The 20849-nt window shown below is 51.6% G+C and carries 18 protein-coding genes; 6 read left to right on the top strand and 12 right to left on the bottom strand.

Going from position 1 to position 20849, the window contains the following annotated elements; genetic code table 11:
* Positions 1-645: 645 nt before the first annotated feature.
* Together KI362_RS24135 and KI362_RS24130 are read right to left on the bottom strand one after the other, a co-directional pair.
* Positions 646-1179 carry a hypothetical protein gene (locus tag KI362_RS24135; RefSeq protein WP_301630838.1) on the bottom strand — a complete coding sequence of 178 codons (534 nt, stop codon included), beginning with the start codon at positions 1177-1179 and terminating at the stop codon, positions 646-648.
* 225 nt (positions 1180-1404) lie between these two features.
* Positions 1405-2694: an NCS2 family permease gene (locus KI362_RS24130; protein WP_301630837.1), complete on the bottom strand. Its 1290-nt coding sequence runs from the start codon at positions 2692-2694 to the stop codon at positions 1405-1407.
* A 202-nt stretch (positions 2695-2896) separates the two neighbouring features.
* Between KI362_RS24130 and KI362_RS24125 the strand changes: the two genes are divergently transcribed.
* A complete protein-coding gene (locus tag KI362_RS24125) occupies positions 2897-3103 on the top strand; it encodes a helix-turn-helix transcriptional regulator (RefSeq protein ID WP_301630836.1) in 207 nt (68 codons plus the stop codon).
* Positions 3100-3354: a hypothetical protein gene (locus KI362_RS24120; RefSeq protein ID WP_301630835.1), complete on the top strand. Its 255-nt coding sequence runs from the start codon at positions 3100-3102 to the stop codon at positions 3352-3354. The genes KI362_RS24125 and KI362_RS24120 overlap by 4 nt, the downstream gene beginning before the upstream one ends.
* 138 nt (positions 3355-3492) lie before the next feature.
* Here the strand turns inward: KI362_RS24120 and KI362_RS24115 are convergent, their stop codons facing one another.
* The 4 genes from KI362_RS24115 to KI362_RS24100 all read right to left on the bottom strand — a co-directional run bounded on the left by KI362_RS24115 (position 3493) and on the right by KI362_RS24100 (position 10631).
* A complete protein-coding gene (locus KI362_RS24115) occupies positions 3493-5607 on the bottom strand; it encodes a glycoside hydrolase family 36 protein (RefSeq protein ID WP_301630834.1) in 2115 nt (704 codons plus the stop codon).
* A gap of 87 nt (positions 5608-5694) precedes the next feature.
* Positions 5695-7011, bottom strand: a complete 1317-nt coding sequence (locus KI362_RS24110) for an ABC transporter substrate-binding protein (protein WP_301630833.1) — start codon at positions 7009-7011, stop codon at positions 5695-5697.
* Positions 7012-7150: 139 nt separating this feature from the next.
* Positions 7151-8803, bottom strand: a complete 1653-nt coding sequence (locus KI362_RS24105) for a response regulator transcription factor (RefSeq protein WP_301630832.1) — start codon at positions 8801-8803, stop codon at positions 7151-7153.
* Entirely contained in the window at positions 8781-10631 is a 1851-nt protein-coding gene (locus tag KI362_RS24100) for a cache domain-containing sensor histidine kinase (protein WP_301630831.1), read from the bottom strand. Before KI362_RS24100 ends, KI362_RS24105 begins: the two co-directional genes overlap by 23 nt.
* 176 nt (positions 10632-10807) lie before the next feature.
* Here KI362_RS24100 and KI362_RS24095 point away from each other — a divergent pair, with 176 nt between their 5' ends.
* Both KI362_RS24095 and KI362_RS24090 read left to right on the top strand, forming a co-directional pair.
* On the top strand, positions 10808-11698 hold the full coding sequence (locus KI362_RS24095) for a carbohydrate ABC transporter permease (RefSeq protein WP_187375183.1): 891 nt from the start codon (positions 10808-10810) through the stop codon (positions 11696-11698).
* Complete coding sequence (locus tag KI362_RS24090) at positions 11698-12531, top strand: carbohydrate ABC transporter permease (RefSeq protein WP_301630830.1); 834 nt, start codon at positions 11698-11700, stop codon at positions 12529-12531. Before KI362_RS24095 ends, KI362_RS24090 begins: the two co-directional genes overlap by 1 nt.
* Before the next feature lie 838 nt (positions 12532-13369).
* Here the strand turns inward: KI362_RS24090 and KI362_RS24085 are convergent.
* Both KI362_RS24085 and KI362_RS24080 read right to left on the bottom strand, forming a co-directional pair.
* Positions 13370-13717: an ArsR/SmtB family transcription factor gene (locus tag KI362_RS24085; protein ID WP_301630829.1), complete on the bottom strand. Its 348-nt coding sequence runs from the start codon at positions 13715-13717 to the stop codon at positions 13370-13372.
* 2 nt (positions 13718-13719) lie between these two features.
* Positions 13720-14136 carry an SRPBCC family protein gene (locus KI362_RS24080; RefSeq protein ID WP_044481208.1) on the bottom strand — a complete coding sequence of 139 codons (417 nt, stop codon included), beginning with the start codon at positions 14134-14136 and terminating at the stop codon, positions 13720-13722.
* A 306-nt stretch (positions 14137-14442) separates the two neighbouring features.
* On the opposite strand from KI362_RS24080, the gene KI362_RS24075 reads away from it, so the two are divergent.
* The gene (locus KI362_RS24075; protein ID WP_301630828.1) at positions 14443-15495 is read left to right on the top strand and encodes an LLM class flavin-dependent oxidoreductase; all 1053 of its coding nucleotides are present in this window, start codon (positions 14443-14445) and stop codon (positions 15493-15495) included.
* 99 nt (positions 15496-15594) lie between these two features.
* On the opposite strand, the gene KI362_RS24070 is transcribed toward KI362_RS24075, so the two are convergent.
* The 4 genes from KI362_RS24070 to KI362_RS24055 all read right to left on the bottom strand — a co-directional run bounded on the left by KI362_RS24070 (position 15595) and on the right by KI362_RS24055 (position 19340).
* Positions 15595-16200: an alpha/beta hydrolase gene (locus tag KI362_RS24070; RefSeq protein ID WP_301630827.1), complete on the bottom strand. Its 606-nt coding sequence runs from the start codon at positions 16198-16200 to the stop codon at positions 15595-15597.
* Positions 16197-16406 (bottom strand): hypothetical protein, encoded by a 210-nt coding sequence (locus KI362_RS24065; RefSeq protein WP_044481212.1) that lies wholly within the window; start codon positions 16404-16406, stop codon positions 16197-16199. The genes KI362_RS24070 and KI362_RS24065 overlap by 4 nt, the downstream gene beginning before the upstream one ends.
* Before the next feature lie 46 nt (positions 16407-16452).
* Positions 16453-16896: a MarR family winged helix-turn-helix transcriptional regulator gene (locus KI362_RS24060; RefSeq protein ID WP_301630826.1), complete on the bottom strand. Its 444-nt coding sequence runs from the start codon at positions 16894-16896 to the stop codon at positions 16453-16455.
* Between the two features lie 98 nt (positions 16897-16994).
* Positions 16995-19340, bottom strand: a complete 2346-nt coding sequence (locus KI362_RS24055) for an ATP-dependent DNA helicase (protein ID WP_301630825.1) — start codon at positions 19338-19340, stop codon at positions 16995-16997.
* Between the two features lie 144 nt (positions 19341-19484).
* Here KI362_RS24055 and KI362_RS24050 point away from each other — a divergent pair, with 144 nt between their 5' ends.
* The gene (locus KI362_RS24050) at positions 19485-20849 is read left to right on the top strand and encodes a S41 family peptidase (protein ID WP_301630824.1); all 1365 of its coding nucleotides are present in this window, start codon (positions 19485-19487) and stop codon (positions 20847-20849) included.

The raw sequence follows: 20849 nt of genomic DNA, 5'->3' as shown, positions 1-20849 counted from the left end.
CAATTGAGCCTGAACATCTCAATTCTATCGGTTTGGTCTTAGTGGTCAAACCCTTGATTCCTCCACCCGCATAGCGGGTGGTTTTTTGTTTCGCACGCTTCGCGAGCTCAACTGGCTAAAGCCTAAATAAAGAAAAGACCCGGGGACCAATCCCCAGGTCTTTGTTGTTACAAGTATTAAAATGCTGCTGTGAGCTTCAAGGTACTTCGTGATCAAAAGCCGGTTTTTTGAACTTCCTCTTTCAGTACGTGTTCAAAAATCGGCTTTTCAGCACCGAGAAGCTTGCGTGAACCCGAAGAAGGAGGAACGGAGTGTAGGAGAAGCCTACATGAGCGAAATGCTTCCAAAGGAAGCATACCTCGTAAGCATACGCTCGGACTTCGAGGGTGAACGCAAGATTCGATGTCGAATAGGCAGCTTTGGAATAACCTCGTGATCAAAAGCCGATTTTTGAACTTCCTTTTTCAATACGTGTTCAAACAATCGGCTTTTCAGCACCGAGAAGCTTGCGTGAACCCGAAGAAGGAGGAACGGAGTGTAGGAGAAGCCTACATGAGTACCGGACTTCGAGGGTGAACGCAAGATTCGACGTCGAATCAACATCTCGAAATACCTCGTGATCAAAAGCCGATTTTTGAACTTCCTCTAAGGGATGTATTGTTGGACAATCTTAGTAACCTTCCCATCCTCGATCGTCAAATGATACGGAAAATCGCGGACATCCACGATATCGGTATGGTGAAGCAAGGTGTCCAGCTTCGACAACGAAATGCGCTCATTCCACTGAATGCCGACATCGGCAAAATCTCCGGTCCGGTCATATACCTGCATAATCACTACAGCATCCTCCGCCACGGCCAGAGGCAGCAGGAGCTCGCTCTCATTAACAATAAAGTAACCGTCCGGCGGCCCGTCGATTCCTGCATCAGGCTCGTATTTGGCGAATTCAGCCTTCGCCTCTTCCCCTGTATACCATTGAACCGGGTCTACGACGATCTCGCCGCTGCCATCCCCCGTCAAATTCAGCTGGTCTATATATACGGTAAGTTCTTGTCCATCCCGAATGGCCGGGCGGGCTGTGCTGTCTTTACGATCTGCAGCGCCCGAACTCGACGTAACCAACGAAGACATCACGACAACAAGGAACAGAGCGAGCACGACACTTAATCTTCTTTTCATCTTAACCCCGCCTTTCCAGTCTCCGGCAATTTCAAATCACCATGACATGATAAGAATAAATAACCATTTTCCGGAATTTCAAACACCGGAGATTATATATTACACTCATTATATAATGCAAAAACCGGAAATAGGTCACAGCGAGGTTAAGACCTGGTAACAATAAATTCTTAATTACTAACAATAAATTCTTTATTACTACCGGGAACTACGGTGCTTAGCGGCTTAGTGAGCCGGGAAGAACACAAGCTGAATCACGAAGATAAGACCGAAGATATAGAGCAGCGGATGCACCTCGCGGCCCTTGCCGCTGACAAGCTTCATCACAGGATAAGTAATGAATCCAACCGCGATTCCCGTTGCGATGCTGGCAGTGAGCGGCATCATCAGCATGATGGCGAATGCAGGGAAAGCCTCGTCAAAGGTTTTCCATTGGATTCTTGCCAGGCCCTCCATCATGAAGCAGCCTACAATTATGAGTGCAGGCGCGGTTATGGCGGAAAGCGAGGAAATGGCACCGACGAGCGGCGAGACGAAGAAAGACAGGGCAAACAAGCAGCCGACGACCAGAGAGGTAAGCCCGGTACGCCCGCCTGCGGCCACGCCTGTCGTCGATTCGATATAAGCGGTGGTAGGACTCGTGCCGAACATGGAGCCGATCGTCGTTGCAGTCGCATCCGCCAACAGAGCCGACTTCGCACGCGGCAGCTCGCCATTCTTCATCGCACCGGTTTGTTCGGCAACGCCGATCAATGTCCCGGTGGTATCAAACAGAGTTACGAGCAAGAAGGCGAATACGGTGGTGTAGAGCCCTTGCGAAAATACACCCGGCAAATCCATATCAAAAAAGACAGGGACCGGCGGTGCAGCGAAGAAGCCGTCAAAATGCAGCTGTCCCGTGAAATATCCGATCAGTGCAGTGATTGCCATCCCGATGAACAAAGCTCCCGGAATCCGGCGAGCCATTAAAATCAAAGTGATGAACAGACCCAGAATCGTCAGCAATGTGACTGAACGATGCAGGTCGCCGAAGGTAACCAGATTTTCGGGGTTCGCTACGACAATACCTGACATTTTTAAGCCCAGGAAAGCAATAAACAAACCGATCCCGCCGGTAATTCCATATTTAAGACTGTCCGGAATCGCCCGGATCAGCGCTTCGCGCAGAGAGGTCAGACTGAGCAGCAGGAACAGCAGTCCCGCCAGAAAGACTGTTCCCAAGACAACCTGATAGGATAGGCCGGTCGTCGCTACGACGCTTGTGAAGTAAGCATTCAACCCCATCCCCGGAGCAATCGCAATCGGGTGGTTCGCGAACAGCGCCATAAACAGAGTACCTATGACTGCGGAAATCACCGTGGCCATAAACACTTGATCGAACGGAATGCCTGCGGCCGATAGAACCGCCGGATTCACGACAAGAATATAGGCCATCGCCAAAAAGGTGGTGAGCCCGGCCAGCAGCTCCGTTTTCACGCTGGTCCCATGCTGCTCCAATTTAAAAAACTTTTTCATCGAATTCATCGAACATAAATCTCCCTTCCTCATGTCACAAAAAAGATGCCGAACTATTGTATTGTCCGCCTATCCTTCAGCTTCGTCAAGGAAGGATGTAAACAAACGGGAACAGGCATGGAAAGTTAGCTTTACATTTGAAATGATAAGCTATATACTCCTATCATGGAAAGTATGCTTTCCATGATAGGAGGGCAAATACATGAACAATCGTTTGGAAGAAATCCGCAAGCAACGTGGAATTAAGCAAGAAGAACTAGCCAACGCTCTTGAAGTATCAAGACAAACTATAGGCTCGCTGGAAAACGGACGTTATAACCCATCCATTCTTTTAGCGTTCAGGATTGCTCGTTTCTTTGGTATGAGTATCGAAGACATTTTTATTTATGAGGAGGAAGAAGAGGTATGAGCAAAACGATACTGCCTTATTTTCTTACCATCGGAGGCTTCGGACTGCTGATCTGTGGTCTATATTTCATCCAGGCATTTGAAGCTTCACAGGGGATGCTGCAGGCATTGCCTTATATCTGTATTGGGATTGGCTGTGGCATTTTTGGTCACGGTGCCGGAGAACTAATCAGCCGCTTGGCGATGAAGAATAATCCTGCCGCAGCAAAGCAACTGGAGATCGAACAAAAAGATGAGCGGAATTTAGAGTAACCTTCTTCACTATAGCTTGCGGATAGGGCAGGAGTCCTCCTTTTCCTTTTGAGACAGCTCCCACCAAATGAAAAAGGCTCCTCCGTCATCTATATGACGGCTGGAACCCCAAGAAGCTTACTCATTATCCTTTAATCTTTATATGATTTTGATTTCATACAAGCGGGCTGTCCTTGCTGCTGGCAGAGTGACCTCAAGCTTGCCTGATTCAGAATTCCATGTATGCTCACCTGGAAAGTTCAGTGGATAAGCACACTGGACATCCACCTGCTTCCCACGGAGATCCGGCAGATCCAGCACGCGCGCCGCAGGTTGATCTCCCTTGCCGTCCGCATCACGGGCTCGCCAGACCGCAATAAACTGCCGCCCATCTGCGCGAAGCCCCATGGCGATCCATTCATCCTGCTGGGTCGGCAGCCCCCATGGCCAGAAAGGAAGGGCTTCGGGTATCTCCGACCGGATGGTCTTGTAGTAATCGAGACCTTCTTTCACGAGTTCCTTGCGTCTAGGATTCAATTCCGCGAGGTGGCCGCTCTGATGCACACGCAGCAGCAGGGCATTAACCATATTGAAGACGACTTCTTCATCGTCTCCTTCCTGAAGCGGATAAGACCATACCGCCGCTTGCTCGGGTGTCAATGCAGATGGGGCCGCGGCCGCAATCGCCGCGTAATTCACATAGTTCTCCTGATCACTGGTGGATTGAATGCTATATCGGCTAAGCATGGCGTAATCCATCCGCATCCCGCCGCTGGAGCAATTCTCGATCACCAGAGCCGGGTACTTGGCAAAGATGCCATCCAGCCAAGCCAGGTAAGCCCGATTATGACGAAGCAGCCCGTCTCCGAAGCTGTCCGATTCCCGTTCTGTACCGATGCCGGCATTGATATTGTAGTCCATCTTGATATAGCCTACACCGTAATCCTCCACCAGCCGGCGAATGACTTCCGTGGCATACGCGGCAACCTTCGGATTGCTGTAGTCCAGCTGGTAACGGCTGCGGTCCATCACCCGCTTGCCATGCCGCATGAAGAACCAGCTGTCATCGGTATCCTGTAGCTTCGGACTATGGATCCCCATGACCTCCAGCTCCAGCCAGAGACCGGGAACCATTCCCTTGCCGCGGATGTAGTCGAGCACGTACTTGATGCCTTCCGGGAAGCGCTGCTCCGATGGAAGCCATTCTCCAACACCGCTCCACCATTCACCCGGCGCATACCAACCGGCGTCGATGCAGAAGTATTCGCAGCCTACCTCAGAAGCCGCGTCTATTAAAGGCAGCAGCTTGGCCGTCGTCGGGCTTCCCCACAGGCAATTCATATAATCATTAAAAATAATTTGCAGCTTGCGATTATCCTCATTCGGCCGGCGAATGGCGCGGCGATAGCGGGTCAATTCCCCAATCGCCTGTTCAAAGCCTCCATTCGCGGCCCCTACCGCGACCGGAATGCTGGAGAAGCTCTCGCCTGGCTTAAGCTGCTTCCACCATTGATTATCGTGCTCGGTCGGTCCGCTGATCAGCAGGGTGACATAATCGAATTGGTCGAACATCTCCCAATGCCAGGAGCCATTGTGCTCAATCTGCCATACCAGCGTGCTCTCGGCTTCTTGATTTTCCAGAACGGCCATCGGAATATGCTCGGCAGCTGACCAAGAGCCTGTATTGCTGAAAGCAATCCGCTTGGAGGATCGATCCGTTACATGGGACAGCCCCAGCTCAGGCAGACTGTAAGTCCGCCATTGCAGCTCGCTCTGCCAGCCGGTATGCGGGATATAGAGCCTTAGTTTCTCATCACGGGAGAGCACGCCCTCTTTATCAATGCCTGTGAGTGCAAAAGAAGACACGTACTCTACCCCGACCGGCTCCTTGCCTTCATGAACCAGATCTACCCAAGAGCGAAGCATGCCGATGCCATCAAAAAACTGAAAATGCTGAATTGCCTTCAATCCGGTTTCATTATCTTCTAAGGCGATCGAAAGCTTACGTCCCATGCTGTTTCGCGTATCCTCATGACTTGCGTATTTCATCCGCAATCCAGGGTAAGAAGCCCGATGGGTACGCCCATGGTATTCATCCCGGTCTTCGCCGGTTAATTGCAGCTCCATCAGCCGAAAGCCGGGTCTCTGCTTCTCCTCGATAAAGGAGGCCTGGTAAGGCGTCGAACCAAAATGAAGCAGCCGCACATCCAGTTGATCTGTAATTTCAATGACAAGATGAAGTCCGTTTTCTACAATGACCAGGTTTTGTACCATCATAACACCCGCCTATAAAAAAATAGTTCAATTCGCCGCAGCACCCCTCCGAGCACTGCGGCGAATTGACGCTACAGATCCGCTGTATTATTGAGCCGAGCCCAACTGCACCCAAGCCTGTTCGATTTCGGGAATGACCTGATCCTTCGTCTTGTTGCCGCCAATATAGGATTGCATCAATTCACCGAATTTCTGGTGGAAGGTATCCAGCGAGTAGTTCACCGACAGGTCGCCCGACGGTTCCGTCTTCAGAATTTCTTCCATTTGCTTCGGCATATCCAGATCGGGAAGCGGAGCATCCTTGATCGGAGGAATAACCTTCGCTACCTCGGAGAACCAGCTCTTGCCGTAGTCCGAAGTGTACAACCAGTTGAAGAATTCAATCGTTTCATTTACAACCTTGGAATCTTTGTTAATCCGCAGCGCTTGGTCGGCACCTGTAATAATGAAGGACTCTGCCGCATCATCACTTACCGGATAGCCTGCAATCCCAAGCTCAAAATCCGGTGTGATTTTCTTGATGGCCTCCTCATCCCATGCGCCTTTACCCGTCATAATCGCTGCTTTGCCTAATGCGAAGTCACTTACTTGGGCATTACTGTCGCGTTCCAGCGGCTTGTCTGTGCCATGAGCAACCGTCGTATCGATGAAGGAGAAGAAATTGTCATACAGAACCGGGTAGTCCTTGATTTTCGCTTCGCCGCTGATGAACTTGTTCACCAGGTCTTTAGGCTCCATGCCTGCATCCTTCGCCGCTGCATCTACATAGTGTTGGAAGATGTGCTTCCATACCCACCATTCCTTGTAGGCATTCGCGAATGGCGTGATTCCCTTGGCTTCCAGCTTGGTAATCGCTTCATCCAGCTCGGACGTTGTCTTCGGGAAGGCTTCGATCCCTGCATCCGCAAACAGCTTCTTGTTGTAAATAAGGGTGAACAGGTTCCCCTTAATTGGAAGGCCCAGCACCTTCCCGTCCGAAGAAGTCATATTCGATCTGACCGCATCCGTCATCGATGAGGCAAGCGGTTCATTTGTCAAATCCGCACTATAATCGGCAAAGGTATCAATATCTCCGCCTGCCGTCGTCTGGAATACATCCGGCGTGCTTCCCGCAGCGATCTTCGACTTCAGTACCGTGTTGTAGTCGGCCTGCATAATCTCAAGATTGATCGTCACGTTAGGCTTGACCTTTTTATATTCCGATATATACGTGTTAAACGCATCTGTGTATTCTGGAGAAGCTGTGAACATATAAATGGTGACCGGCTTGCTGTCGTTCCCAGTTGCGGCCCCTTCCGAATTGGTACCTCCATTGCTTGCGGTGTTATTGCCGCCGCACCCGGACAGCAGCCCCATAACCAACGCTAAACTGAAGAAGCCTGCCCATACTCTTTTTTTCTTCATCCCTTAGTACCCCCACTTTCATTGTTAGTGTTGGAATTGCTTTAACTGTTATACTCCCCATTGTAGTGAGAGAACCTCCGGATAAAAATGTAGATAAGTGGCGAATTAAGGGTAAAAAAGTGAAATCGCTTTCTTGCCTCTAATCCTTATTATCCTGATCCTCGCTTGGTTGGTTCCGGTATTCGGAGGGCGAGGCTCCATAGTAGTTCCGGAAGGCTTTACTAAAATAGTTCTTGTCCTTGTAGCCCAGCATTTCCGAGATTTCCTGGACCTTCAGCGCCGGATTATCGAGCAGCCTCAGCGCTTTATCCATCCGTATTTTCTGGACATACTCATGAATTCCGTAACCGAACTGCTGCTTGAACAGCTTCATTAAGTATTCCCTGCTCAGGTAATATTTTTCGGCAAAATACGATATTTTTATGTCTTCATAATAATGGTTGTCAATAAAGTCTTTAATTTGCTGGGCATCAAAGGAGCGCGGGCTCGAAGCCGCCTGCATAATAAGCGCGCTGTAGTGCTCCAATATACCTGCAAACACGCTCTCCAGTTCGTCAAAGCTGGAAAAGTCGGTCTTTAACCCAAAGGCTCTGAGCGATTTCTCCCCAGGGTTCGGCATATTCTCTTCGGCTACGCCATGCTCCCGGGCCATGTCATTGAACAGTACGACCATTTCGGTAAGCAGCCGGTCTGCATCTCCAATTCTGAAAAAAGCTGTCGACTTAATTTGGCGAAGATAGTCGCTGCCCAAGGTTGCGGCCTGACGCTGATTTCCGTTCTCCAGGCTGCTCTTGATCAGTGCCATCCGACTGGTAAGCGAAGGGATCTCCAGTGCTCTGCGATCCTCTGCCATGCCCACGGCAGACCGTCCGGACAGCTTGAGCAGGTCGACGCTATATACTCGAATTCTTGCCTCCTCATAAGAGTCCGCCAGCTTCCTGGGGTCCAGTGCCGGAGCACCCTGACCGCCGACGGATATAATGCCGAACAAGGCATGAAGCTGGGTAACTACACTTCGCAGCAATTGTCCGGCACGGAACTGCCATTCCCTGGCGTCCGCACCGATTCCGTCATAGACGGCAATCATCTCCCTTTCCTCCTTGGGGTCAGCAAAGCTGAAACAGGTAAGCCCCGACTCCGTCATTTCGTTAAATACATTGGCTACCGCAAAGGAAAGAAGCTCTGTGTCCGAGTTGAATCTATGTTCACATACCGCTTTCAGGTTAAGCACTCTCAATACCAGGACCCCATAATATCTTCCCTTGTCATCTGCGCCAATTAAAGACATGGAGGTCTGGTCGGCGCTCTTGTTGTAGCTGCGTTCAATGAGGGAGAGGAACAGCTTCTCCTTCAGCTTGGGCAGAGACATGTTGTACGTAATATTGCGGGAAATGGACTCGCTGCGGGTCTGCTTTCTGGACTCCAGCAGATCGATTCCCTTCTGCAGTGCCTGGTTCAAGTCCTGTCGATTGATGGGCTTGAGCAAATAATCCAGGGCATTGGACCGGAGAGCTTGTCTCGCATATTCGAAATCATTGAACCCGCTGATGACGATGACGGGAAGTTCAGGGAACTCCTGCTCGATAATTTTCAGCAGCTCCAAGCCGCCCATTTCCGGCATTTTCATATCCATCATAACCAGATCAGGCTTGTACGCCCGCAGCATGTCCAATCCGGCTCGTCCATCGGCTGCCTCCAGCACCTCACCGACCTGCAGCCTGTCCCATTCTCCTAAAATCTGAATCGCCTCACGCAGCGGCTGTTCATCATCAATAATCAATACTTTGTACATCGCTATCTTCACCCCGCGGAATCATCATTGTGATGGATACTCCATGATCTGTATTGCTAATTCTAAGCTCGGCATGTTCTCCATATAGCAGCTTGAGCCGCGTATTCAAATTTTTAAGACCGATATTCTCGCTCTCCTGGGTCTCCTCCCAGTCCTTCTGAAAGAGGGCCTTCAACTGATCGATCCGCTTCTGCGGAATCCCCGGCCCATTATCCCCGACGGTAATGACGAAATGCCCTTCCGCGAATGCTGCGCTGATTCTAATCTTGACCGTGCCGGACACTTTCTCGACAGCATGCTTGATGGAGTTCTCGATCAGCGTCTGGAGAGACAGCTTCGGAATCTGCAGTGACTTCAGGGATTCGTCCCATTCCAGCTCTACCTCGAGCCTGTCGCCGAAGCGCGCCTTCTGCAATGCCAGGTAACGGTCGATATGCTGCAGCTCCTCCCGCGCCAATACGATGTCTTTGCCTCCGATGCAATATCTCAATGTCAGCCCCAGCGCTCCGATCATATCCGCTACCTCGAAATCCTTGCTCCGCAGTGCCTTGGTGGAGATGGCCTGCAGTGCATTGTATAGAAAATGGGGATTGATCTCGGCTTCAAGCGCCTTTAATATCGCATTTTTCTCTACAAGCTTCATCTTGTAGCGCTCATTAATCAGCTCGTTCGTTCTGAATACCATCTTGTTGAAGTGCCGATTCAGGTCGGCGATCTCATCCTGTCCTCTTACTAAAGCCACTGCATCAAAGGTGCCCTCGCTGAACTTCCTCATCTGTCGGGATAACCGGTATAACGGCCTGGTGATTGCATTGGCTATCCAGGCTATCAGAACGATCGACAGAATCAGAAATGCGGCGCCAATCAGAAAGCTCACATTCCTCGCCTGTCTTGCCGGTTCATAGATATTGCTATAGGGGATCGGCTTGGCCAGCTTCCATTTCTCCGTCTCTCCCGTATTGCTGACGATCAAGTACTGACTTCCCTCGGGGGTCCTCCGAATGACCGGGTCGGTACCGCTACCGCTTGCATCCAGGTAATCCCACTGGCTCGTATCCTTCATTTGCTCAAAAAACGAAAGGTCGTCCGCATAAAAAGGGGTGTTGTCCGGGTCCAAAAAAATCAAGTGCTCCCCTTGCTCCATGGGAATGTCCTGCAGGATCTCTTCAATCACTTCCGGCTGAATATAAAAAGAAATAACCGCCCGCGGCTCACGGGAGGCAATGGAACGTATGACCCGATGGTAAGCCATAATTCCGGGGTTTTTGAGCGCTGTATAGCCAATTTGGTCATTGGATTGAGCAAAGGATTGAAAAGAATGGCTCCTCGGGCTGGTCATTGCCTGCTCGAACCAGGGCTGATCCGCAATGCCGATCTGGAAGCCTACCCGGGCCTTTGTATCCGAGCCTTCGCGGGTAATAGAGTAGTATTTCTCCTGGTCGATCAGATACAGGAAAATACCGTTCAGATCCGAGCGTGAGTAAAACAGGGAGCGCAGGTATTGATCCAGGTACATTTTGGAGGCGTAGTCCGTGTCTTCATTAACGATGGCTTGAAGTAAATCATCATAGCGGATTTGCGGAAGGGACAGCTGCTCAATGTCTGCCAGATAATCCTCCAGATTCTGGTTGACGAGCTTCAGGTTGTTCTCCGTGCTCTCAATGCTGTTAGCGACGGATTCCTTACGAAGCATATGCCCGGAGATGAGGGTCAACGACACCACAACCAGGATAATGATCGTGGAGAAGAACAGTATGAGCTTGTTCGCCAATCGTCCGGATAAACGGGCATATCCTGCCCGCAGAGTGCGTTTCAGTCCATCGAACATCTTGCCTCATCCTTTATCTTAAGGGGTACGTATCGGGATATTTTCAGTTCACCTTTTTACCCTTAACTGATTTCTTAAATCCATTTAGGGCATCCTAATAACTACACTATACTTACACTATAGCACAGCATATCTGCAATGCTCGGTTTACAAATTTCGTCCGACAAAAGAGGTGCATACAGTTGAAAAGTGGAAGAAGACGAGCTGAGAGACTGGAATTTGGCGCATTTACGTTGCCGATATTGGTCAGCATTATTGTCGTATTTTACTATCCGTTTATGATGACGATTCGTTATTCCCTAACCCAATGGAACGGGATCTCCAAGCACCCGAAATTCGTGGGGCTGGATAACTTTAAACAAATCTTTATGGGAGATGCGAACTTCTCCAATGCAGCCTGGTTCACGATCAAGTATGCGCTGGCCTATATTATTCTGGTGAACGTGCTGGCCATCCTGCTTGCCCTTGTACTCGATATGAAGCTGAAGAGCACGAACTGGCTGCGGGCAGCCTTCTTTATTCCATATATTCTAAGCTTGGTCATTGTCGGCTTCATCTGGAAGTTCATCTTTATGCAAGGCTTTGAATCCCTGGGTGCCAGTACAGGCTGGGGCTTGTTCGGGCTAAGCTGGCTGGGCGAGCAGAACCTGGCCTTCATTTCCATCCTGCTTGTATCGTTATGGCAATCCATCGGCTTCTATCTGGTCATCTACATCGCCGGGCTTCAATCGGTTCCCGATGATCTCAAGGAAGCGGCCACGGTGGATGGGGCGGGACCGGTCCGCCGGTTCTTCAATGTGACACTGCCGCTGCTCGCGCCTTCAATTACGATCTCGGTCTTTATGGCGCTGACCAACTCGATCAAGGTGTTCGACGTTATTCTGTCGCTGACCGGCGGAGGACCGGGAGGGACAACCTATAGCGTTGCCTACGATATTTACAGGGATACCTTCCAGAACAATCTGTACGGTTACGGCACAGCAAAGGCCTTGATTCTGTTCATTGCTGTTCTGATCATTACGGTGATTCAATTGACAATATTCAAGCGCAGGGAGGTTGAAGCCTAATGAAAAAGAAGAGAGACTGGAGAATCATCCTGCTTGAAGTTGTCATGGTGGTGATCTCCCTGATCTTCCTGTATCCGCTGTTCCTGACCATCATCAATTCATTGAAGAGCTTCTCCGAGCTGATGACCGATGTCATCGCATTGCCTAAGAAGCTCGCGTTCGAAAATTACTCTTATGTGTGGCAGTACATCAATTATCCTAGATTGTTCCTGAACAATACGGTCGTTACCGGGCTTGGACTGTCCGGGATTGTCCTGATTTCTTCGATTGCAGCCTACAAGCTGGCTCGAACCAAATCCCGGGCCAGCTCCCTGATCTACTTCCTTTGTATTATGCCGATGCTGATCCCGTTCCAATCGATCATGCTGACGGTGCTGCAAATGGCTAAAAACCTGAATCTGTCGGAAAGCACCTGGGGACTTGGCCTCTTGTACTGGGGCTTCGGCGCTCCATTGGCCCTATTCATTTACCACGGCTTTGTGAAGGGGATTCCCCGGGAAATTGACGAGAGCGCGACGATTGATGGAGCCTCCGGGTTCCGCCTGTTCTTCAGCGTAATCTTCCCGCTCTTGAAGTCCGTAACGACGACCATCATTATTATCGATGTGATGTGGATCTGGAACGACTTCCTGCTTCCGCTCCTAATGGTCAACGGATCGCCTGCAACCAAGACGCTGACGCTGGCGGCCTACACCTTCGTCGGCCAATATACTTCGGACTGGCAGTATGCCATGACAGCCATGGTGATGGCTGTACTTCCATCCATTATCGTGTTCATCTTCCTGCAAAAGTACATTGTAAAAGGCGTTGTAGCAGGGGCTGTAAAGGGATAGGGGAGTTGAACTAATAGTGCACGCTAGGGGCAACGTGTGCAGTGTGCTTACGATCGCTGTTGTTCGCGAATTTCCTTCTATTGGACTGAATTCCTACAAGGAGGAAATCCGCTCCCAAAGGCGAACTCTATCTCTTTATGCTTCCGAAGTAGCTTTCTTACAGAAGGCTTTTAACACTTCACGCTTATGCCTTTTCTACGTAGCTTCTTCAGTTCAATTTATAGAGGTGCGCGGGTAGAATAATAAGAGGGGTGTCCTAAAGTCATCGCAGATGATTGGGGACACCTTTTTCGAAGTGAGGCAACGCCGTGCGTCGCGAAACAAATGCCGATAAGCACTAAAATTGCTGGTGTGGGGCTCGTGTGGCGATTATAGTGCAGAAAAGCACTAAAATTGCTGGTGTGGGGCGCGTGCGGCGATTATAGTGCAGAAAGGCATTAAAATTGCTGGCGTGGGGGCGCGTGTGGCGATTATAGTGCAGAAAGGCATTAAAATTGCTGGTGTGGGGGCAAATGTGACGATTATAGTGCAGAAAGGCATTATAATTGCTGGTGTGGGGGCTCATGCGACGATTATAGTGCAGAAAGGCATTATAATTGTGGTGTGGGGGCTCGTGTGGCGTTATAGTGCAGAAAGGCACTAAGGCGCTTCGAGGCTTACCATAAGTAAGTTTGGAGGTCGTGCGGATTTCCCCTCGCTCCTCATTTGATCAAGAAAGCCGCAATGGACGCAAGAAACCAAGGATTCAAGCGAGAGAAGGTCGCTTTGCCCCTTGGTTTCTATATGAAGATCACTTTATTTTGTTATCAAAGTGTAGAATTTTACTTGGGACACCCTCTTATGATTTCTCGGATTCAGTTGGTTCCTGTTCTACATAATGCTTGAGCATGTTCAGCTTGTTATCCCAGAAGCGGTCGAAGTAGTCCAGCCAGCGCTTTATCTCAAGCAACGGATCCGCGTTGACGCGATATCTGGTCTCTCGGCCAACCTTACGCTCCAGGACGAGGTCTGCATGGGCAAGAACATGCAGGTGCTTGGATACGGCGGTACGGCTCATGGGAAAATGCGGCGTCAGCTCTTTGAGCGGCAATTCCCTCTCGCCAATCAGGCTTAACAGCTCCCGCCGGGTCGGATCCGCTACCGCCTGAAAAATATCCTGCTGCTGTGCTGCCGATGAAGCTGGCATGCTCAGCCCTCCAAGAAGGCGGACAGCTTCTTCACGATGCCGCTCCAGCCTCCGTCCATCCGGCCTCTTACCAGCTCGTGCGGCTCCCCGAATTCAGTCAATTGCTCAGCTGTCCAGCCGCTGTGAATCAGCGTGAATTCAACCTGATCACCCTGCTGCACCAATTCAAAGGTTAGCGTCCAATCCTTGCCCCAGGCAAAGGACAACCGCTTCTCCGGCTCAACCTCCAGCACCTTGCAAGGGGATTGACCAAAGGGTCCGGCCTCGAGAATAAACTCATGACCTGCCACCGGCTGCAGATTGCCGGGCATAAACCAGGCCGCCAGCCCTTCGGGGGTGGATACGGCTTCCCACACCTTTTGGAGCGGGGCATGTACAAGGATTGTCTTGCGAATATCGGGTAATGCTTGAGTAGACATTAGAAATACTCCCTTTCGGATTTTTATATAGGAAACCATATGGTTTCACTTTATTATACTTCTTATGCGAGAAATATGAAACTCTTTAGTTCCTATATAGAATTAGGATGACGCACGCTGGGGGCAATGTGTGGAATATTCTTACGATCGCTGTTGCCTGCGGATTGCTTTGACTGAACTAAATCATCCTAAGGGAGTTTTACTCATCAACTTACTTTTGGTATGATAGTGTCCAATTAGCAATTCAGCTATCCTTGCGACTTGCCATTACGTAGCGCAAATTTGAATACAGGAGGTCTTTGCTCTATGTCTGACTTGAATTATCACCTTCACACGGAAGCCGATCGTACGGATAGAGGTACAACGGCGATTCCTCTCTCTATTTTGGATCTGGCCCCAATTCCGGTCTCAGGCTCGGCTGCCGAGTCGCTGAGCCGCTCGCTTGATCTGGCCCAGCATGCCGAGCGCTGGGGCTACAACCGCTTCTGGCTGGCCGAGCACCATGGCATGCCTGGCATTGCCAGCTCTGCGACGGCCGTGGTCATCGGCCATATCGCCGCAGGCACGAGCACGATCCGGGTCGGCTCGGGCGGAATTATGCTGCCGAACCACTCGCCGCTGGTAGTGGCGGAGCAGTTCGGCACGCTGGAGTCGCTGTATCCGGGGCGGATCGACCTTGGACTCGGGCGTGCGCCCGGGTCTGATCCGCTCACGGCGCAGGCTCTGCGCCGCGGTCCGGGCAGCGACGGCCAGGACTTCCCGGAGCGGCTCCGCGAGCTTCGGGAATATTTCCGGCCCGGCGACGGCCCGGCTCTGCCGCCGCGGGTCCGGGCCGTTCCGGGCGAAGGGCTGAACATCCCGATCTGGCTGCTTGGCTCGAGCGGCTTCAGCGCTCAGCTCGCAGCCGTGCTCGGCCTGCCGTTCTCCTTCGCCAGCCATTTCGCGCCGGACTATCTGATCGCGGCGCTGGAGCTTTATCGCTCCCGGTTCGAGCCCTCGCCGCACTTGGAGCGGCCTTATGCGATGGTCGCGGTCAATGTCATCGCGGCGGACAGCGATGAAGAGGCCCGGCGTTTGGCGACAAGCCAGGAGCAGCAGTTCCTGGGCCTGATTCGCCGCCAGCCAGGGCAGCTTCGTCCGCCGGTCAATTCGATGGACACGATCTGGACTCCACAGGAGCGGGAGCTTGTCCATCGTCAGCTTAGCTTCGCGGCTATCGGCTCGCCTCAGACTGTCCGTAAGAAGCTGGAACAGATCCTGGAGGAGACCGCCGCAGACGAGCTGATCGTAGCCACACAGGTCTATGATCATCAGGCCCGGCTGCATTCCTATAAGCTGCTGGCGGAGTTGATGAGATAATCACCTATCCTTAATCGCCGCCGTTCATGCATTCAATCCGCATCGTAAACAGCAGTCAGCCCCGTCGGCATTTCCGCGACGGGGCTGACTGCTGTTAGTTTAGAAATGATGCTGATACCACGCGGATGCCGCGTCAATCTCTCCCTTAGTGAGCTGATGACCAGAGGATTGCCATTGTACCGTGACATTGGCCCCTGCTCCGGCAAGCAACCGCTCCAGCTCTTCTGTCTCTTGCGGAGAACAGAGCGGATCGTTTGTCCCTGCTCCGATAAATACCGGAAGCCCGTTCAGCTTCGGCAGTTCTATGCCTCTTCGCGGAACCATCGGGTGGTGCAGAATCGCACCGCGCAGCGCCCCACTGTAATGAAAGAGCAGGCTGCCCGCGATATTGGCTCCATTGGAGTAGCCAATCGCTACGATATTGCTTCGGTCAAATCCGTAGTTGTCTGCTGCTTCGCCAAGGAAGCTATGCATTTCCTCAGTGCGCAGAACCAGATCCTCTTCATCAAATACCCCTTCTGCCAGACGGCGGAAAAATCGGGGCATACCGTTTTCCAGAACGCTGCCACGGAGGCTGAGTACTGACGATTGCGGCGAGATAATTCCGGCAAGCGGGAGCAGATCCTGTTCTGTCCCTCCGGTTCCGTGCAATAACAGCAGCACAGGCGCTTTAGCATCGATCCCTTGTTGAAATATATGCTTCATTCCTGGTCTCCCTCCAATAACCGAACCTGAATCGGCTCCAAGTTTGCTTCGATGGCTTCTCTTTGCTGTTCAAACCAGGCAGGAAGCATCAGCTTCTCTCCCCTACGGCTCAGGGGCTCATCACGGGAAAAGCCTGGCCCTGCACCCCCGGCGCCATAATTCATAGGTTCAAGGTTGATATCGTTTATATTACCTAATTCTGCCATAGAATGGAATCGAACAAAAGGCCCTTCCTGCACAATCGGTAAAATCTTATTTAAAGGTAGCCTGTGCATGTCTGCCGAGCTTCTTCAGCAGCTCTGCAGCAATCCGTCTCTCCTCTTCCGACAGACCGGACATGACTTCAGCGATGACCTCTGCGTGCTTGGGAAATGCCTCCTGAATGAATGCGGTACCTTCCTCCGTAATCTCCGCATAAATCAAACGGCGGTCTTCCTTCGAGGCATTGCGCCGTACAAAGCCGCGCTTCTCCAGCTTATCCACTACATAAGTGATATTGCCGCTGCTCATCAGCACCTTGCCGCCAATCTGCTGGATCGGCTGAGCGCCCTTATGATACAACAGCTCCAGCACTCCAAATTCCGATCGCGTCAGACCAAATCTGCGTATATCCTTGTCCATATGTGCATTTACCCATTGACTGGCTCTGGTTAGCGCAATATGAAGGTTCAAAGCATCCTGCTGCGGATAGCTCAAGCGAAACCCTCCTTGCTTTAAATTTGTTATATCTTAATATAAAGATAAATAATTTAGAACTAGTTGTCAAGGGCAGCAAGCTTGAACACGCTCACGGGCTACTTCCACTCCTCCGGCAATAACCCGGCATAATGCGGCTGGAGGTAGCGATCGTCCACGAGCAGCAGCAGTCCGCGGTCATTCTCCGAGCGGATCAGCCGCCCTCCAGCCTGAAGCACCTTATTCATGCCGGGATAAACATAGGCATAATCATATCCGTCCTTCTCCCGGGCCTGAAAGTAATCCCGAATCAATTCCCGTTCGAGTCCAATCTGCGGCAGCCCGACGCCGATTACGGCCACTCCGATCAAGCGATCGCCTACCAGATCGATCCCCTCGGAGAAAATTCCGCCCATAACGGCGAATGCAGCCAATGTCTGTCCGTCTTCCGCCTCGAAAGCCGCAAGGAATTGCTCTCTTTCCGCCTCCGACATGGATGCCGTCTGCCGCATCACTGCTATGTTTTCCGGCAGGCCTACGGCCACTTCTTCATAGATCAGGTTCATATAGGCATAGGAAGGAAAGAAGAACAAATAATTACCCTTGCGCTCCAGGAGCACCGTCCTCAGCAATCCGCCAATGGAGGCCTTCGTCCGGTCCCGGTCCCGGTATCGGGTCGAATACGGAAGGATCCGCACCTGAAGCTGCTCCCGGGAGAACGGCGACGGTACGCTCAGAGTATAATCCTCTTCGTTCGCCCCGAGCATATCCCGGAAGTAGGACAGCGGCGACAGCGTTGCGGAGAAGAAAATGCGCGAGCGGAAGCTCTTGCCGGCCTCGCGCAGCAAGCTAGAAGGATCGAGGCAGAACTGGACCAGTCGTGCCTCATTGGATGCAAACTCCGTATAACAGATGTATCGCTCATCATAGAGCTTGCCTGTCCGCAGGAAGTTGTTCGCCATAAAATATGTCTCAAGAAGCAGCTCCGCCTTCTCTGCCAAGGCACCGCCTGTCATGGGCGAGAAGAGCTCCCGCTCCACCTCAACCAGAAAATCCTCCGCCAGCTTGAGCAGAGCTTCCGGCTTGTCCGTATCGATTCGATGCGGTCCATCCGCTTCCTTGCGCAGGGCAACAAAGCAGCTGTTAACGGCCTTCGCAGCACGGTACACGCCATCGTTGATGCCTTTGTACGCCCGCTGCAGCTCAAGAAAGGGGCGCTTGGCCAGCTCTGCGGAATACATATCCCGGCCCCGATCCACCAAATGGTGCGCCTCGTCCACCAGCAGTGCAGCCTTGCCCTTCTGCTCGGCGAACATTCTTTTTAACGAGACTCTGGGATCAAATATATAGTTATAATCGCAGATGATCGCATCTGCGGTATAAGCCAGCTCCAGCGAAAATTCAAACGGGCAAACCCGATGCTTAATCGCATAAGTCTCAATCACCTGCCTGCCAAGCAAGGTCTCATTAGTTAAAATATCAAGCACCGCGCCGTTGATCCGATCATGGAAGCCGTCCGCGAAAGGACAGTCCTCCTTGCGGCAGCTTACTTGCTCCTGAAGGCATACCTTTTCTTTGGCGGTCAGGGTCACGGCATGCATCCGCAAGCCTCCCTCCTCCAGCAAGGAGAAGGCGGCTTCCGCCGCCGCGCGATTCGTCGTCCGGGCTGTCAGATAGAAGATCTGCTGCAGATGTCCCTCCCCGATCGCTTTGACGGCCGGAAAGATCGTCGAGATCGTCTTGCCGATGCCCGTCGGCGCCTTGGCGAACAGGCTGACCTTCTCCTGGATCGACTTGTATACCGCGCCCGCCAGCTTGCGCTGTCCTGCCCGGTAGTCCGGAAAAGGAAACTGCAATGCGGTAATGCTCTGATCGCGCTGGCCGCGGTGAGTCATCAGAAGCCGGGCATATGGCGCGTAGCTCTTCACTAGCTCATGAACAAAGGCCTCCAGCTCTGCGAACTCCTGCTTCTGCCGGAACCGCTTCAGCTCCCCGGACGGAAGCTGCATGTAGGTCAGCTGAATCGCCATATGCTCAAGCCCGCGCTCCAGAGCTGCCATATAGGCATAGCATTTCGCCTGGGCCCAATGAACCGGATAAGTTTCGGCTTCGATGAGCGTCAAATCGCCGGAGGTCGACTTAATTTCGTCGATCATCAGCCCGCCGTCCTCCAGCACAAGCAGACCGTCACAGCGTCCATCCACCAGAAAGACCAACTCGCCGCACGGAATCTCCGCAGACAAATACACCTCTTTCTGATCCTGCTCGCCATACTGCCGCTGCACTTGCTGATGTGCCCTCGTTCCCTCCACAAGCGCATTCGGCCGGCTGAACCCGCTGTTCAGATCCCCGCTGCGCAGCACATATTCCACCAACGGCCGGACCGCTATTTGAATGAAAGGGATTGCCTCTACTTCTACTTCTACCTCTGTCTCTTGATTCCTCGTCTTCTTCAAACCACCCATGCCATCCTTTCTTTCAGCAGCCGATCGAACTCGAACATTTGTTCCAATTATACCACAGCTGCCGAACGTGATCTTGTTCCTATCGGATTACTGCCCCCTATGGAAAAATATTGGTATTCATTTCAAGAAAGGAGGCATGCTTCCATGAAGATGAAGAAGAAGCGCTTTATTCGTTTCAGCGTTGTATGGCTCTTGTGTTCCGCCCTTGCTGCCTCGTTAACAGCCTGTCTTGGGGGCGGCTCTCCTGTCGACAAAGCTTCTGTAACTACCGATGCCGAAGCTTCTGCGCAGAAGCTGGATCCGCAGCAGGCCAAAGAGATCATTCTGCGGGGCAGCTTCACAGATGAGGAACGCAACCGTCTCCTTCGGGAGGATATTCTGTATTTTGCCGAAGAATTCCCCAGTAAGCATAAGTATCCGTTCACGTATCTGACGGAGGAAGCATTTAACCGGCAATTGAAGGAGCTGGCCGACAAGGTGGACCGGCTCAATAATAACCAGGTGTTTGTTGAACTCAATAAGATCATCGCCAAGATCAAGGATGCCCACACTTCCATCAATTATTGGGACGGCTATACTTATCCGCTTCAGTTCTACATGTTCGGAGAAGACATCTACGTAGTGAATGCCGATCAAGGTCTTCAGGAAGCCTTGAACGCACGGATAACCGCCGTCAATGGAGTTCCGATCGATGAAGTTGTGGACAAGCTGACCGAGCTTGTCTCCTATGAGAACGAAAGCTGGCTGATGGCGCGTCTTCCGGAGTATTTCGCCTCGCCGGTCCATATGCATGGGCTGGGAATAATCGACAATGAGAAAAGCACCCTGTTTACCCTTGAGAAGGAGGGAGAGCAGCAGGATCTCCTTATCCCGATCCTCAATTACGGGGAAGAGGCGGACTGGATAAACACAGCGACAAAAGACATTTTTACCGGCCTATATGAGCAAAACTATGAGTACCGTTATCTCCCGGAGCACCAGACGATCTATTTCGAGTACAATGCCTGTGCTGAGCAAGAAGGCTTGAAGTTCAGCAGCTTCAACAAGCAAATGTTCGAAGAAATCGAAAAGCAGTCGCCAAAGCGGCTAATCCTGGATTTGCGAAGCAATGGCGGAGGTAACTCTGAGGTTCTGAACCCATTCACCAAAGCGCTGAAGAACTATACCGCCAAGCACCCGGACATGCAGGTGTTCATTCTGATCGGACGAAATACATTTTCCTCCGGAATGTTTGCCATTTACCGCACCATTGAAGCTGCGCCGAATGCCGTCACCGTCGGGGAGCGCTCAGGAGGAGCCATCGACTGCTATGGCGATGTAAGAATGTTTCAGTTGCCCAACTCGCAGCTTCCCATCGGTTACAGTACAAAGTACTTCGAGTTCAGCAGCAGCTTCAGCTACAAAAATCCGGGCGAGGGCACTTTTATCCCTGATGTAGAGATGACTCCTGCTTTTGAGGATTACGTCAAAGCCAACGATGTCGTACTGAACTATGCGTTGTCCAACTGA

Origin of the sequence: Paenibacillus apis, assembly GCF_018333295.1 — a bacterium.
Lineage (GTDB): Bacteria > Bacillota > Bacilli > Paenibacillales > Paenibacillaceae > Fontibacillus > Fontibacillus antibioticophila.
Note: the sequence above shows the minus strand (reverse complement) of the source record. Positions and strands in the feature narration are given on the sequence as shown.

Bases quoted from the DNA above. Each gene is read 5' to 3' on its own strand.
- KI362_RS24090 (WP_301630830.1), top strand. From the start codon at position 11,698: ATGAAAAAGAAGAGAGACTGGAGAATCATCCTGCTTGAAGTTGTCATG.
- KI362_RS24115 (WP_301630834.1), bottom strand. From the start codon at position 5,607: ATGGTACAAAACCTGGTCATTGTAGAAAACGGACTTCATCTTGTCATT.
- KI362_RS24070 (WP_301630827.1), bottom strand. From the start codon at position 16,200: ATGAAGCATATATTTCAACAAGGGATCGATGCTAAAGCGCCTGTGCTG.
- KI362_RS24085 (WP_301630829.1), bottom strand. From the start codon at position 13,717: ATGCCAGCTTCATCGGCAGCACAGCAGCAGGATATTTTTCAGGCGGTA.
- KI362_RS24120 (WP_301630835.1), top strand. From the start codon at position 3,100: ATGAGCAAAACGATACTGCCTTATTTTCTTACCATCGGAGGCTTCGGA.
- KI362_RS24125 (WP_301630836.1), top strand. From the start codon at position 2,897: ATGAACAATCGTTTGGAAGAAATCCGCAAGCAACGTGGAATTAAGCAA.
- KI362_RS24135 (WP_301630838.1), bottom strand. From the start codon at position 1,179: ATGAAAAGAAGATTAAGTGTCGTGCTCGCTCTGTTCCTTGTTGTCGTG.
- KI362_RS24110 (WP_301630833.1), bottom strand. From the start codon at position 7,011: ATGAAGAAAAAAAGAGTATGGGCAGGCTTCTTCAGTTTAGCGTTGGTT.
- KI362_RS24075 (WP_301630828.1), top strand. From the start codon at position 14,443: ATGTCTGACTTGAATTATCACCTTCACACGGAAGCCGATCGTACGGAT.
- KI362_RS24065 (WP_044481212.1), bottom strand. From the start codon at position 16,406: ATGGCAGAATTAGGTAATATAAACGATATCAACCTTGAACCTATGAAT.
- KI362_RS24130 (WP_301630837.1), bottom strand. From the start codon at position 2,694: ATGAAAAAGTTTTTTAAATTGGAGCAGCATGGGACCAGCGTGAAAACG.
- KI362_RS24080 (WP_044481208.1), bottom strand. From the start codon at position 14,136: ATGTCTACTCAAGCATTACCCGATATTCGCAAGACAATCCTTGTACAT.
- KI362_RS24050 (WP_301630824.1), top strand. From the start codon at position 19,485: ATGAAGATGAAGAAGAAGCGCTTTATTCGTTTCAGCGTTGTATGGCTC.
- KI362_RS24055 (WP_301630825.1), bottom strand. From the start codon at position 19,340: ATGGGTGGTTTGAAGAAGACGAGGAATCAAGAGACAGAGGTAGAAGTA.
- KI362_RS24105 (WP_301630832.1), bottom strand. From the start codon at position 8,803: ATGTACAAAGTATTGATTATTGATGATGAACAGCCGCTGCGTGAGGCG.
- KI362_RS24100 (WP_301630831.1), bottom strand. From the start codon at position 10,631: ATGTTCGATGGACTGAAACGCACTCTGCGGGCAGGATATGCCCGTTTA.